This window comes from Streptococcus sp. Z556 (assembly GCF_053010225.1).
On sequence record NZ_JBRKNU010000004.1, the window covers coordinates 56,193 to 69,792 of the forward strand.

The 13,600-nt window shown below is 43.4% G+C and carries 16 protein-coding genes; 2 read left to right on the top strand and 14 right to left on the bottom strand.

Going from position 1 to position 13,600, the window contains the following annotated elements:
* Positions 1–58 precede the first annotated feature (58 nt).
* Genes glmM through cdaA form a run of 3 tightly spaced genes read right to left on the bottom strand, consistent with a single transcriptional unit; the run spans position 59 to position 3,083 of the window.
* On the bottom strand, positions 59–1,411 hold the full coding sequence (gene glmM, locus ACVC7S_RS05800) for a phosphoglucosamine mutase (RefSeq protein WP_447266588.1): 1,353 nt from the start codon (positions 1,409–1,411) through the stop codon (positions 59–61).
* A 30-nt stretch (positions 1,412–1,441) separates the two neighbouring features.
* Positions 1,442–2,239 (bottom strand): CdaR family protein, encoded by a 798-nt coding sequence (locus ACVC7S_RS05805; RefSeq protein WP_447266505.1) that lies wholly within the window; start codon positions 2,237–2,239, stop codon positions 1,442–1,444.
* On the bottom strand, positions 2,226–3,083 hold the full coding sequence (gene cdaA / locus ACVC7S_RS05810) for a diadenylate cyclase CdaA (RefSeq protein ID WP_447266506.1): 858 nt from the start codon (positions 3,081–3,083) through the stop codon (positions 2,226–2,228). The genes ACVC7S_RS05805 and cdaA overlap by 14 nt, the downstream gene beginning before the upstream one ends.
* A 136-nt stretch (positions 3,084–3,219) precedes the next feature.
* On the opposite strand from cdaA, the gene ACVC7S_RS05815 reads away from it, so the two are divergent.
* Positions 3,220–4,188 (top strand): NAD(P)/FAD-dependent oxidoreductase, encoded by a 969-nt coding sequence (locus ACVC7S_RS05815; protein WP_447266507.1) that lies wholly within the window; start codon positions 3,220–3,222, stop codon positions 4,186–4,188.
* A 32-nt stretch (positions 4,189–4,220) separates the two neighbouring features.
* On the opposite strand, the gene whiA is transcribed toward ACVC7S_RS05815, so the two are convergent.
* From whiA to ACVC7S_RS05860, 9 genes are all read right to left on the bottom strand, one after another.
* A complete protein-coding gene (whiA, locus tag ACVC7S_RS05820) occupies positions 4,221–5,132 on the bottom strand; it encodes a DNA-binding protein WhiA (RefSeq protein ID WP_447266508.1) in 912 nt (303 codons plus the stop codon).
* Positions 5,129–6,106, bottom strand: coding sequence for a YvcK family protein (locus ACVC7S_RS05825; protein WP_447266509.1), 978 nt, complete (start codon positions 6,104–6,106; stop codon positions 5,129–5,131). The genes whiA and ACVC7S_RS05825 overlap by 4 nt, the downstream gene beginning before the upstream one ends.
* Positions 6,103–6,993, bottom strand: coding sequence for an RNase adapter RapZ (gene rapZ, locus ACVC7S_RS05830; RefSeq protein ID WP_447266510.1), 891 nt, complete (start codon positions 6,991–6,993; stop codon positions 6,103–6,105). The genes ACVC7S_RS05825 and rapZ overlap by 4 nt, the downstream gene beginning before the upstream one ends.
* A 51-nt stretch (positions 6,994–7,044) precedes the next feature.
* Positions 7,045–7,425 carry a RidA family protein gene (locus ACVC7S_RS05835; protein ID WP_001140420.1) on the bottom strand — a complete coding sequence of 127 codons (381 nt, stop codon included), beginning with the start codon at positions 7,423–7,425 and terminating at the stop codon, positions 7,045–7,047.
* Between the two features lie 9 nt (positions 7,426–7,434).
* Positions 7,435–8,022 (bottom strand): ribosome biogenesis GTP-binding protein YihA/YsxC, encoded by a 588-nt coding sequence (gene yihA, locus ACVC7S_RS05840; RefSeq protein ID WP_000405203.1) that lies wholly within the window; start codon positions 8,020–8,022, stop codon positions 7,435–7,437.
* Positions 8,023–8,030: 8 nt separating this feature from the next.
* On the bottom strand, positions 8,031–9,263 hold the full coding sequence (gene clpX, locus ACVC7S_RS05845) for an ATP-dependent Clp protease ATP-binding subunit ClpX (protein ID WP_004240351.1): 1,233 nt from the start codon (positions 9,261–9,263) through the stop codon (positions 8,031–8,033).
* Positions 9,264–9,464: 201 nt separating this feature from the next.
* Complete coding sequence (locus ACVC7S_RS05850; RefSeq protein ID WP_447266511.1) at positions 9,465–9,971, bottom strand: dihydrofolate reductase; 507 nt, start codon at positions 9,969–9,971, stop codon at positions 9,465–9,467.
* 118 nt (positions 9,972–10,089) lie between these two features.
* The gene (gene cmk / locus ACVC7S_RS05855) at positions 10,090–10,764 is read right to left on the bottom strand and encodes a (d)CMP kinase (RefSeq protein ID WP_447266512.1); all 675 of its coding nucleotides are present in this window, start codon (positions 10,762–10,764) and stop codon (positions 10,090–10,092) included.
* 9 nt (positions 10,765–10,773) lie between these two features.
* Complete coding sequence (locus ACVC7S_RS05860) at positions 10,774–11,280, bottom strand: SAG1386/EF1546 family surface-associated protein (protein WP_049549902.1); 507 nt, start codon at positions 11,278–11,280, stop codon at positions 10,774–10,776.
* Between the two features lie 45 nt (positions 11,281–11,325).
* Here ACVC7S_RS05860 and ACVC7S_RS05865 point away from each other — a divergent pair, with 45 nt between their 5' ends.
* A complete protein-coding gene (locus ACVC7S_RS05865) occupies positions 11,326–11,529 on the top strand; it encodes a ferredoxin (RefSeq protein WP_004240353.1) in 204 nt (67 codons plus the stop codon).
* 82 nt (positions 11,530–11,611) lie between these two features.
* On the opposite strand, the gene ACVC7S_RS05870 is transcribed toward ACVC7S_RS05865, so the two are convergent.
* Together ACVC7S_RS05870 and galE are read right to left on the bottom strand one after the other, a co-directional pair.
* On the bottom strand, positions 11,612–12,577 hold the full coding sequence (locus ACVC7S_RS05870; RefSeq protein WP_447266513.1) for a glycosyltransferase family 2 protein: 966 nt from the start codon (positions 12,575–12,577) through the stop codon (positions 11,612–11,614).
* Between the two features lies 1 nt (position 12,578).
* Positions 12,579–13,598 carry a UDP-glucose 4-epimerase GalE gene (gene galE / locus ACVC7S_RS05875; RefSeq protein WP_447266514.1) on the bottom strand — a complete coding sequence of 340 codons (1,020 nt, stop codon included), beginning with the start codon at positions 13,596–13,598 and terminating at the stop codon, positions 12,579–12,581.
* Between the last annotated feature and the right edge of the window lie 2 nt (positions 13,599–13,600).

The following is a 13,600-nucleotide window of genomic DNA, read 5'->3' on the forward strand; positions in this document are numbered from 1 at the left end:
CTACAATTTACTATGCAATTGTACCACATTTTTATCATTTCATCTAGTTTTCTAGGCTTTAGTCAATTCCGATTTCATCTTTAACAACAGCAGCAATCGTATCTACATAGTAGTTGACTTCTTCTGTTGTTGGTGCTTCTGCCATGACACGCAAGAGGGGTTCTGTTCCACTTGGGCGGACAAGGATACGGCCGTTGCCTGCCATCTCTTCTTCCATCTTTTCGATGATAGCTTTAATGGCTGGTACTTCCATGGCATTTTCTTTCATGGCATTTTCCACTCGGATATTGACCAGTTTTTGTGGGTAAATTGTCACTTCTGATGCTAGTTGAGACAAGCTCTTACCTGTTTCTTTCATGATTTTAGTCAATTGGACAGCTGATAATTGACCATCACCAGTTGTATTGTAATCCATCAAGATAACGTGACCAGACTGTTCACCACCAAGGTTGTAGCCTGATTTTCTCATTTCTTCAACGACATAGCGGTCACCAACAGCAGTCACTGCCTTGTTAATGCCAGCACTCTCCAAGGCCTTATGGAAGCCGAGGTTAGACATAACCGTTGTCACAATGGTGTTTTGAGCCAACTGGCCTTTTTCAGAAAGGTATTTACCGATGATATACATGATCTTATCACCATCGACGATGTCACCATTTTCATCAACAGCAATCAAACGGTCACTGTCTCCGTCAAAGGCCAAACCAATAGCTGACTGGCTTTCTTTGACCACTTCTTGAAGAGCTTCTGGATGTGTAGAACCCACATTCAAGTTGATGTTAAGACCATCTGGTGTCTCACCGATAACAGTTATTTGAGCCCCAAGGTCTGCAAAGATTTGACGAGCACTTGTAGATGCTGCACCGTTTGCAGTGTCCAAGGCCACTTTCATTCCTTCAAGAGGAGTTCCAGTTGAAACAAGGTAGCCTTCATACTTACGTAAACCTTCTGGATAGTCCACTAAGGTTCCCAAGCCTTCAGCACTTGGACGAGGAAGAGTGTCTTCTGTAGCATCAAGCAAGGCTTCGATTTCTGCTTCTTTTTCGTCATCAAGTTTGAAACCATCCCCACCAAAGAACTTAATTCCATTATCAAGGGCTGGGTTGTGACTCGCTGAAATCATGACACCCGCACTAGCTCCCTCAGTTTTAACCAAATAAGCTACTGCTGGTGTTGCAAGGACACCGAGTTTGTAGACGTGAATCCCTACTGATAGAAGACCTGCCACCAAGGCAGATTCTAGCATTTCTCCTGAAATACGTGTATCACGTCCTACAAAGACTTTAGGGGCTTCCGTTTCATGTTGACTAAGAACATAACCACCAAAACGTCCTAATTTAAAGGCCAATTCTGGCGTCAGTTCTACGTTTGCTTCTCCACGGACTCCATCGGTCCCAAAATATTTACCCATTTTGTTAATCATCCTTTTCTACTTTTTTATTTATTCTTGTTTAGACGAGTCTGGTTTTGTTTCTGAACTCGTTGAAGACGAGCTGCTAGTCGAGGACCCTGTTGATGAGGTCGTTGACGAAGAACTCGAGCTAGACGATACTGTCTTGGTTGTAATTTTCATTGTAGTGTCAAATGGCATAATGACGCTTGGCAAGACATTTCCATTTTTATCGACTGCTTGTAGAGGAACAGAGGCTGAATAGTTACCTGTTATCCGTTCACTAGTCGGTAAGATGGCAATGACACGATCTACTCTAGAGAGAGTTTCCTCGTCACTAATAACCGTTACTTTTTCATCTGACACAGTGACTGTATCAATTTTCACACGAGAATCAATCTGACTAGGGTCAATCTCAGGCACAACGATTACATTGTCTCGTTTTGCTTTTTTACCAACCTTGACTGTTATCTTTTGCGGAGTTGCAACAGCGGTCAAACCACTCGGTAAATTTTCAATGGTTAGAGGAACTTCAATGGTCCCTACATTGGCATTGGTTAAGTCAGCTTTGACCTTGAATTTTCGAGTGCTTTCCTGCATCTCACTCGCCAAAGCAACTCTGTTTGATCCAGTTAGGAAGACAGTAACCTCAGATGTAAAACCACTGATAAAGTACTGGTCGCTATCATATTGAATATCGATTGGGACATTAAGAACCGTATTGGTATAGGTTTCTGTCCGCACTTGCCTAGCACTATTGCTATTCTGGTAGTTTGTAGAAGTCGCATAGATAAAGAGGATGCAGGCGAAAAAGAAGGAAGAAATAATATAAAGACTATTTTTTCTCATGTTTCAATCCTCCTAACAAACGCTCTTTCAGACCGTTCTTTTCCTCTGATGCTGGAAGTAAGATTCTTCTCAATTCAGATTCAAACTCTTCCAAGGTCAAATCATGCTTAAAGACTCCATTATAGGTGATTGAGATCCCACCTGTTTCCTCAGAAACCACAAAGGTAAGAGCATCCGATACTTCTGACAAACCAATCGCCGCCCTGTGGCGTGTCCCAAACTCCTTGGAAATTCCTGTATTTTCAGTCAGGGGTAGGTAGGCTGAAGTTACGGCAATCCGATTTTCTCTGACAATGACCGCACCATCGTGCAAGGGAGTATTAGGGATAAAGATATTAATCAATAACTCGGATGAGATTTTCGCATCTAGAGGAATTCCAGTAGAGATATATTCCTGCAAGGTTCTCACTCGCTGAACAGCAACCAGAGCACCTATCTTACGCGGACTCATGTACTCGACTGATTTGACAAAGGCACGAACCATTTGCTCTTCCGCACTAATAGGGGCATTGTAGAAGAAATCAGTAGCTCGACCTAATCTCTCTAAACCAGTCCGAATCTCTGGCGAGAAGATAACCACCGCTGCGATGACCCCGTAGGTGATAATCTGATTGATCAACCATGAAATGGTCGTTAAGCCAATCATATTGGACAGAATCTGACCTAGAATAAAGACCAAAACTCCCCGAACCAATATCATGATTTTAGTCCCTGCAATCGCTTTGGTAAAATGGTACAAAATATAAGTCACAATCAAAATATCAATCAGATTGATGACTATCGTCCAAGGACTTGAAAACAAACTCGTCCAGTATTGCAAATTGGATAATTGTTGAAAATTCATCCCTGGCCTCCTCCCTGTCAAAACACTTTCCGTACTATTATACCATTTTCTACTCATTTTTTCCCCATCCTACTTCATTTTAAATTAAGCAAAATTATGATAAAATAAACTGACTAGAAAAAACGAAGGAGAAATCATGTCTCAACTCTATGATATTACCATTGTAGGTGGTGGTCCTGTCGGCCTCTTTGCTGCCTTTTACGCCCACCTACGCCAAGCCAAAGTCCAAATCATCGACTCTCTTCCCCAGCTCGGTGGTCAGCCTGCCATCCTCTACCCTGAAAAGCAAATCCTTGATGTGCCAGGTTTTCCAAACTTAACTGGAGAAGAGTTAACCAAGCGTTTACTTGAGCAGCTAGATGGCTTTGATACACCTGTTCATCTCAACGAAACCGTTCTTGAGATTGAGAAACAAGATGAAGGATTTAGCATTACAACCAACAAGGGAAGACACCTGACTAAAACAGTCATCATTGCCATGGGTGGCGGTGCCTTTAAACCGCGTCCGCTCGAATTAGATGGCGTCGAAAACTATGAAAATATCCACTACCACGTTGCCAATATCCAGCAATACGCTGGTAAGAAAGTGACCATCCTTGGTGGAGGGGACTCAGCAGTTGACTGGGCATTGGCTTTCGAAAAAATTGCCCCAACTACTCTCGTTCACCGTCGAGATAACTTCCGCGCCTTGGAACACAGTGTGCAAGCCCTGCAAGAATCATCTGTGACTATCAAGACACCATTCGTTCCTAGCCAACTCCTTGGAAATGGAAAAACACTTGATAAACTGGAAATCACAAAAGTCAAATCGGATGAAGCCGAAACGATTGAGGTAGACCACCTCTTTGTCAACTACGGCTTCAAGTCTTCTGTCGGAAATCTTAAAAACTGGGGACTGGATCTCAACCGACACAAGATTATCGTCAATAGCAAGCAAGAATCCAGCCAAGCGGGTATTTACGCTATCGGAGACTGCTGCTATTATGAAGGAAAGATTGATTTGATTGCCACAGGACTTGGAGAAGCACCTACAGCTGTTAACAATGCTATCAACTACATCGACCCTGACCAAAAAGTACAACCCAAACACTCAACCAGTTTATAAGAAAAGAACCACGGATTAACTAATCCGTGGTTTTATAGTTCATCTGCGATCTTGTTTATTTTTCTGAGTCTGTGGTTGACACCACTTTTAGTCAGGGGATTGCTCAGGCTATCTGCCAACTGCTGGATAGAGTAGTCTGGATGCTGGATTCGCAACTGAGCCACCTCTTGCAAATCCACTGGTAAATTTTCCAAGCCCATTCTATCTTTGATTTTACTGATATTATTGATGGTTTTCATGCTGGCAGAAACCGTTCGAGCGATATTAGCTGTCTCGGCATTATTGGCTCGATTGAGATCGTTACGTGTTTCACGCAAAATCTTGACGCGCTCAAAATTATCACGCGCCTGCATGGCCCCAATCACAATCAAGAAATCCATGATGTCTTCTGCACGCTGGAGATAGGTAACTGCACCTTTCTTGCGCTCAATGACCTTGGCGTCCAGCAAAAACTGCTGAAGAAGAGAGGCCAGTCCTTGGGCGTGGTCCAGATAAACAGAACTGATCTCCAGCTGGTATTTGCCAGACTCAGGATCACGGATACTTCCATTTGCCAGAAAGGCCCCACATAAATAAGCACGACCTGCTTCTTCATCTGCTAAAATATCAGGATCGATGCCCGTCTCCAAACCAAAGAAGGAATCCGCAAGCCGCAAATCAGCTAAAAGCTCCTGCACCCTCTCGTCAGTATAGACCGTATAGACACGGTTCTTGCGAAGATTGCTTCTCTGATGGTGACGAATCTCTGACTTGATTTCATAAAAATGGAGAAAGGACTCATAGAGGTGCCGAGCTAACTTGGCATTTTCAGTCACAACAGACAGGGTCAAGCCCGAAGACGAGAGACCAATACTGCCAGACATCTTGATGATGGCTGATAGTTCATGACGACTGAGATGGTGCTGACCAAGAATTTCTTCTTTTACTGCAACTGTAAAACTCATTTTCGCACCTGTATAATTCGCATCAATTCATCCACAATCAAATCCCCATCGTGGAAGGCTCCTCCATTTTCCAAACGAAGGAAATTGGAAGAAATCACACGAGGAACCTGCTTGCAGAGACCAGCAAAATCATGTTCCACCTGTACCAAATATTCATCGAAACGGTTGGTATCCATGTATTCTCTAGGTACCTTTTCGATATTGACCAAGACTGTATCAATAAAAGGCCGACCTAGATGGCGATGGAGGACTTCCACATGGTCACTGTCTGAAAAGTGCTCTGTTTCCCCACGCTGGGTCATGATATTGCAGACATAGGCTATCTCTGCCTTGGTATCCAAGAGTGCTTGTCCAATCTCTTCGATCACGATATTGGGTAAAATCGATGTAAAGAGAGAACCAGGCCCCAAGACGATCATGTCACTCTCGAGAATAGTAGTGACTACTCGACGGCTGGCTTGTGGTGTTTCATCATCCAAGGTATTGGTCACATAGACATGGTCGATCATGCCTGGATGATCTGCAATATGGCTCTCACCCGCCACCTCAGAACCGTCTTTAAAGACTGCATGTAGCGTCAAAGGGTGGTCACTTGATGGGTAAATCTTCCCTGTTGTATGGAAAAAAAGACTTAGTAGCTGCATGGCATTGTAAGTAGATCCCTGCATTTCAGAAAGGCCTGCGATGATGAGATTCCCTAGGGGATGACCAGCAAAAGCGCCAGCCTCTTCTGAGAATCGGTACTGAAAAACCTTCTCATAAAACTTGGGCATATCCGACATGGCCACCAAAACATTACGAAGATCTCCAGGCGGTGTCAGTTGTTGGATATTCTTTCTTAGCTCACCAGAAGATCCACCATCATCGGCGACTGTTACGATGGCTGCAATCTCAACATCCTTTTCCCGCAAACTTTTCAAAATGACGGGGATACCAGTTCCTCCACCAATCACCGTTATTTTAGGTTTTCTCATGAACGGTTTACCGTTTCCTTTCTTCGGTCTTTGTCACGATGGCTTTCATTGACAGACCAGTTTTTAGCTAGGTCCTCTGCGATTCGTTTGGCAAAGGCAACACTACGGTGCTGTCCACCTGTACATCCCACTGCAATGGTCAAAACAGACTTGCCTTCTTTCTTGTAACTTGGCAAAATGGGTTCAATCAAGGCAAGCAAGTGCTGATAGAAACTTTCTGATTCTGCATGTTTCATGACATAGTTGTAGACTGGCTCATCCATCCCCGTTTGATTGCGCAGTTCTGGTAGGTAATAGGGATTTGGCAAGAAACGGACATCAAATACCAAGTCCGCATCGATAGGGATGCCGTACTTGAATCCAAAAGACATGACCTCGATACGGAAAGACTGGGCTTGTTCTTGGTCCGAAAATTGCTCAGCAATGGTTTTACGCAATTCACGCGGAGTGAGTTCTGTCGTATCCACTACATTTTGACTCATATTTTTCAAAGGTGCCAAGAGTTCACGCTCCAGCTTGATGCCGTCTAAAATCCGACCATCCGCTGCTAGAGGGTGACTCCGTCTGGTTTCCTTGTAACGGGCCACCAATTCCTTATCTTTTGCATCCAAAAAGAGAATTTTGAAATCCAATTCATCCTGGTTTTCCAATTCATCCAAAACAGCCTGAATCTCCGAGAAGAAGGAACGACTACGCATATCCACTACCAAAGCCAGTTTGTGGTCATCATCTTTGGTTTCGACCAACTGTAAAAACTTTGGCAAGAGGGCTGGCGGCATGTTGTCAATCGTGAAATACCCCAAATCCTCGAAGGACTGAATGGCTACGGTTTTTCCTGCGCCACTCATCCCTGTCACAATCACTAGGTGAAGTTGTTTTTTTGTCATTTATCTCTCCTTATATCAAAAGAAGTTTGGTAAAACCAAACTTCAACTAGCTTATCCAATCTCTGCGATGACTTCAATTTCGACTTTCACATCGCGAGGAAGACGAGCCACTTCCACAGCTGAACGAGCTGGGAATTCCTCTTTGAAGGCCGTTTGGTAAACCTCATTAAAAGGAACAAAGTCGTTCATATCGCTTAAGAAGCAAGTTGTTTTGACAACGTGATCAAAGTCCGTTCCCGCTTCTGCTAAAATAGCACCAATGTTTTTCAAGACTTGTTCTGTCTGTTCTTGGATGGTCTCTCCTACAATTTCCCCAGTTTCAGGTGAAAGAGGAACTTGACCGCTAGCAAACAAAAGATTACCAACGATTTTCCCTTGAACATAAGGTCCGATTGCTTTTGGAGCTTTGTCTGTATGAATTGTTTTTGCCATTTCTTTCCCTCACAATTTTTCTAATATTGCATCCCAAGCCTGATCCATCCCTGCCTTACTGACAGATGAAAAGAGGATGAAGTCGTCACTTGGGTCAAAGTTTAATTTCTTTTTGATTGCTGATTCGTGCTTGTTCCACTTACCACGAGGAATCTTGTCTGCCTTAGTTGCAACGATGATGACCGGAATTTCATAATACTTGAGAAATTCATACATCTGCACATCATCTGCTGATGGGTCATGGCGGAGGTCAACCAGACTGACCACCGCACGGAGATTTTCACGAGTTGTCAGGTACTCCTCAATCATGCGGCCCCACTTTTCTCGTTCCTTTTTGGAAACGCGGGCGTAGCCATACCCAGGTACATCCACAAAGCGCATCTTGTCATCAATGTTAAAAAAGTTAAGGAGCTGGGTTTTCCCAGGTTTCCCTGATGTACGGGCTAGATTCTTGCGGTTGAGCATGGTGTTGATAAAGCTGGACTTCCCAACATTTGACCGACCTGCAAGGGCAATCTCTGGCAGTTCATCCTGCGGATAGTGGGATTTATTGGCCGCACTGAGCAAGATTTCTGCATTGTGTGTATTGATTTCCATAGTCACCTCTAGGCTGTTTCTAGGATTGGTTTATCCGTTCCATCCACAGCTTCTTTGGTGATGCGGACCAATTTCACATTTTCCTGACTCGGTACTTCAAACATAACATCCAGCATGGTCTCTTCGATGATGGAGCGAAGTCCACGCGCACCCGTTTTGCGTTCGATGGCTTTATTGGCAATCTCTTGAAGGGCTTCGTCGTCAAATTCCAACTCAACATCATCATAAGAAAGCAAGGTTTGGTATTGTTTGACCAAGGCGTTTCTTGGCTCTTTCAAGATGCGAACCAAGTCATCCACCGTCAATTGCTCGAGAGCCGCAAAGACTGGCAAACGTCCAATCAACTCAGGAATAATTCCGAATTTTTGAATATCTTCTGCTATGATTTCTTGCATGTATGAGCTGTTTTCATCAATCGCCTTGTTATTTTGGCCAAAGCCAATAACCTTCTCACCCAGACGTTGTTTAACGATTTCTTCGATTCCATCAAAGGCACCACCCACGATGAAAAGGATGTTTTTAGTATCCACCTGAATCATCTCTTGTTGCGGATGTTTGCGTCCACCTTGAGGCGGTACACTAGCTACAGTTCCCTCTATGATTTTAAGAAGGGCTTGTTGCACTCCTTCACCCGAAACATCACGTGTGATAGAAACATTTTCGCTCTTCTTGGCAATCTTGTCAATTTCATCCACGTAGATAATCCCACGCTCTGCACGTTCGATGTTAAAGTCAGCAGCCTGCAAGAGTTTGAGGAGGATGTTTTCCACGTCCTCACCCACATAACCAGCCTCAGTCAGAGCTGTCGCATCTGCGATAGCAAAAGGCACGTTCAAGCTCTTAGCTAAGGTCTGGGCCAAAAACGTTTTCCCTGAACCCGTTGGGCCAATCATCAAGATATTTGACTTCTGCAAATCCACATCTTCAGACTCTTCACGCGTATCGTGGAAATTGATGCGTTTGTAGTGATTGTATACAGCCACTGCCAAGGCACGTTTGGCACGATCCTGACCAATCACATAGTGATTTAAGATATTTAGGAGTTCGATTGGTTTTGGTACTTCAGACAAGTCTGCCAAGACTTCCTCAGCCAACTCCTCCCTAATGATTTCCTGGGCCAACTCCACACATTCATTACAGATAAAGGCGTTGTTCCCAGCGATTATTTTCTTCACTTCTTCTTGGCTTTTGCCACAAAATGAGCAATAAACCATCATATCATTTTTCCTATTTGTAGGCATGATTTCCTTCCATTCTAATTTATCATTCTATCTAAAATAAGGTCATATAAAAAGCGTGGACACTGTTCACCAGATTGGTAAAAGCATTCAACCAGAGTAAGGCAGAAAGTCCATAGCGCTTCTTACGAAAAGCCTGTGCTCCAGTCAAAATACAGATCACACACAAAAAAGCTGTAAAAAATCCAAATATACTGCGCTCCATTAGACTTCCTTTCTATCTCGGTATTGGATGGTGAAATCATAGTTATTTTTCTCATCTCGGGTGTAAGATTTGCTTGCTACTGTCTCAAAATGAGACAAGTCAAACTCCTCAGGAAAATAGGTATCTCCCTCCACCTGAGCATGAATCTGTGTCACAATGATTTCATCTAAATATGGCTCAAAAGCCTGAAAAATCTGTTTTCCGCCAATGATATAGAGATTTTTTTCCTGACTCTGATACCACGCTAAAACAGACTCCACATCTTGAAATACGAGCGCCCCATCTATGACTTCTTCGCTATTGCGCGTTAAAATCAAGGTTTGCCGTTTTGGAAGCAGACGACGTCCCATGCCATCAAAGGTCACTCGCCCCATCAGTATAGCATGATTTAAAGTTGTTTCCTTAAAATGTTGCAACTCTGCTGGCAAATGCCAAGGGAGACGATTTTCCTTCCCAATCACACCTTTTTCATCTTGGGCCCAAATGGCTATGATTTTCTTTGTCATGCTTCCGTCCTTTTTATTGATACTACTATTTTATCAAAATTCTCCCAAAAAGGCTGTTTTGAAACGCGCGCAAAAGAGAGAAAAGGAGCAGGCTTCATTTAGCCTGCTCCTCTCGTCCCTAGGACATATATTTTTTTGCTTCTGATTCGATTTTTTCGACCACTTCTTGGATACTTAGTCCAGTTGTGTCGAGGTAAACTGCATCCTCAGCCTGTTTGAGAGGTGAGGTTTCACGATGACTATCCTTGTAGTCACGCGCAGCAATCTCTTCTTTCAACGTTTCAAGGTCTGTTTCGATCCCTTTAGCAATATTTTCCTTGTAACGACGCTCTGCTCTTTCTTCAACAGAAGCCACTAAGAAAATCTTGAGTTCAGCTTTTGGTAAAACAACTGTCCCGATATCACGCCCATCCATGACGATACCACCTTGCTGAGCAATCTCTTGCTGGAGCGAAACCAGTTTCTCACGCACCTCAGGAATGGCAGCAATGCTTGAAACTTTGTTGGTCACTTCATTTTCACGAATCGGATGAGTAATATCAACATCCCCTACAAAAACAAGTTGCTCACCTGTTTCTGAACGACCAAAACTAATGGGGTGTTGGTTAAGAAGCTCAAGAAGTTGGTCTACATTTCCTGCATCCAACTGATGCTTGAGCGCTATATAAGTCGCAGCACGGTACATAGCACCTGTATCAAGATAAGTGTAACCAAAATCTTTAGCAACAATCTTTGCGACCGTACTCTTACCACTCGAAGCTGGACCATCGATAGCAATTTGAATTGTCTTCATGACCGACTCCTATCTTGTCTTAATCACATCACCTGGGTTGGCAAACCAAGATCCAGATGACATGTGAGAAGGATTTAGAGCCTCTAGCTGGGCAATGGAAATCCCTGCACGTTGAGCAAGAGCTGCTTCTCCCTCTCCAGGATGTACTGTAAGTGTTCCTTCACCTTCTGTATGTTCTTCCGAACTGCTCTCTGAAGGTGTTGATTCAGAAGAAGCTGTTTCCTCTACCTTGCTACTTGAAGATGATGATGCTTCTACTTTAGAACTTGAACTTGTAGAAGGAGACGATGCATCATAGAAGTCCTTCAAAGATGAAGTACGATTGCTTCCTCCGGTTGATAGGTAAATCAATACAACTACCATTGCTACAACGATTACAAAGAAGAGGCTAGCTAGAACCGTCAAGACACGATTCGCAACAACGCCTTTCCCTTTTTGTTTCCGGTGTCGACGCTCTGATCTTGTTTCTTCCTCATTGTTTTCGTAAATATCTTCTTGCCACGGTTCTTTTTCCATACCTTACTCCTTGTTTTTTTTACATTTTCTTATTACAATATAAATATGAAACTCACACTTATACCTGAACGATGCATCGCCTGTGGGCTTTGCCAAACCTATTCTGAACTCTTTGATTATCACGATAATGGAATCGTTCGCTTTTATGATGATCCAGTTGAATTACAAAGAGAAATCACTGAGACCAGCGATGTTCTGGAGGCCATCAAAAATTGTCCTACACGTGCACTTCTAAAAGATCGGTCATAGTTTAAAAGGGAGATTGATATTGTAGATTCGTTTTATCACTTTAATCCCTTCATCTACTAGTTTAGCATATTTCTAGGTAAAATTATAGTCTTTTCCGGTTATTTTTTCCTTCAAAAATAGAAAGATCACTTTTTTCTTTAACCAGATAGAGTGGTCTTTTTTTGGTCTCTAGATAAATCTTACTGATATACTTGCCTAGAATCCCAATGGTCAGGAGTTGAATCCCTCCAAGAAAGAGAATGACAGCCATCAGAGAGGTCCAGCCAGATGTCGGATTTCCCAGAATAAGAGTCCGAAACACCACAAAAACAGTCATCATAAAAGAAATAAAACAAGATAGGAGTCCCGCTACAAAGGCTATACTTAAGGGAAAATCTGAAAAGTTGAGAATCCCTTCAATCGAGTAGAAAAAGAGCTGCCTAAAACTCCAACTGGTCTTGCCAGCCTGTCTTTCGACATTTGGATAGTCAAGATAGTGCGTTTTAAAGCCCACCCAAGCAAAGAGGCCCTTAGAAAAACGATTGGATTCGGTCAAGGCTAAAATAGCATCCACCACAGACCTTCTCATCATCCGAAAATCACGGACACCCGAGGGCAGAGCTACGGGGCTGATTTTTTGCATGAGGCGGTAAAAGAGATTGGCACAGAAGCTTCGAAGGAAGGGTTCTCCCTCCCGACTAGTTCTCCGTGTCCCAACACAGCCCAAGTCTGCATTTTGGTCTAGTAAGGCTTTCATCTCAAGTAGCATACTAGGAGGATCCTGAAGGTCTGCATCCATCACGACCACCAGGTCTCCAGTTGCATGCTGCAAGCCTGCATACAGAGCTGCTTCTTTCCCAAAATTTCGCGAGAAAGAAATGTAATGTACCGCAGGATTTTGCATCCGATAGGCCTTCAGCAAGTCTAAGGTCCCATCACTTGAGCCATCGTCTACAAAGACATACTCGATCTCTGCTCCCAATTCTGGAAGCAGTGCTTCAACAGACTGATAAAAAAGAGGAAGTACTTCCTCTTCGTTTAAACATGGGACAATGATTGAAATCATCATCTTAGTCTTCAAATCCATTTGGATGCTTGCTTTGCCAACGCCATGCGTCTTCACACATTTGCGTGATACTGAGTTCTGCTTCCCAGCCCAGTTCAGCTTTGGCTTTTGCAGGGTCTGAGTAGCAGGCAGCGATATCACCTGGGCGGCGTTCTACGATGCGGTAAGAAATAGGACGTCCCACTGCTTTTTCCATGTTTTGGATAATTTCAAGAACTGAGTAGCCCTTACCTGTTCCAAGGTTGTAAATGTTAAGGCCTGAACCTTTTTGGATCTTTTGTAGAGCTGCAACGTGACCTTTGGCGAGGTCTACAACGTGGATATAGTCACGAACACCAGTCCCATCTTCCGTATCGTAATCATCTCCAAACACTTGCACTTGCTCTAGTTTACCAACTGCTACTTGCGCAACATAAGGCAAGAGGTTGTTTGGAATACCGTTTGGATTTTCTCCCAAATCTCCACTTTCATGCGCTCCGATTGGGTTGAAGTAACGAAGCAAGACCACGTTCCATTCTGAGTCTGCCTTGTAGATATCGGTCAAAATTTCCTCTAGCATGAGCTTAGTACGGCCATATGGATTGGTCACTGAAAGTGGGAAATCTTCTAGAATTGGCACTGTATGAGGATCTCCGTAAACTGTCGCAGAAGAACTGAAGATGATGTTTTTACAGTTGTTTTCTTCCATGGCTTTCAAAAGGCTGACAGTTCCAGCGATATTATTGTCATAGTAGGCAAGAGGGATACGTGTTGATTCACCAACAGCCTTCAAACCAGCAAAGTGAATGACACCAGTCGGTTCTTCCTGCTTGAAAATATCTCTGAGGGTATCTGTGTCACGAATATCTGCCTCATAGAAAGGAATCTCAACTCCTGTAATTTTTTCAACAACTTCTAAACTCTTACGATTGCTGTTGACAAGATTATCCACCACAACCACTTGATGACCTGCTTGGATCAATTCAATAACAGTGTGGGTTCCGATAAATCCGGCACCGCCAGTTACCAAAATCTTTTCTTGCATCT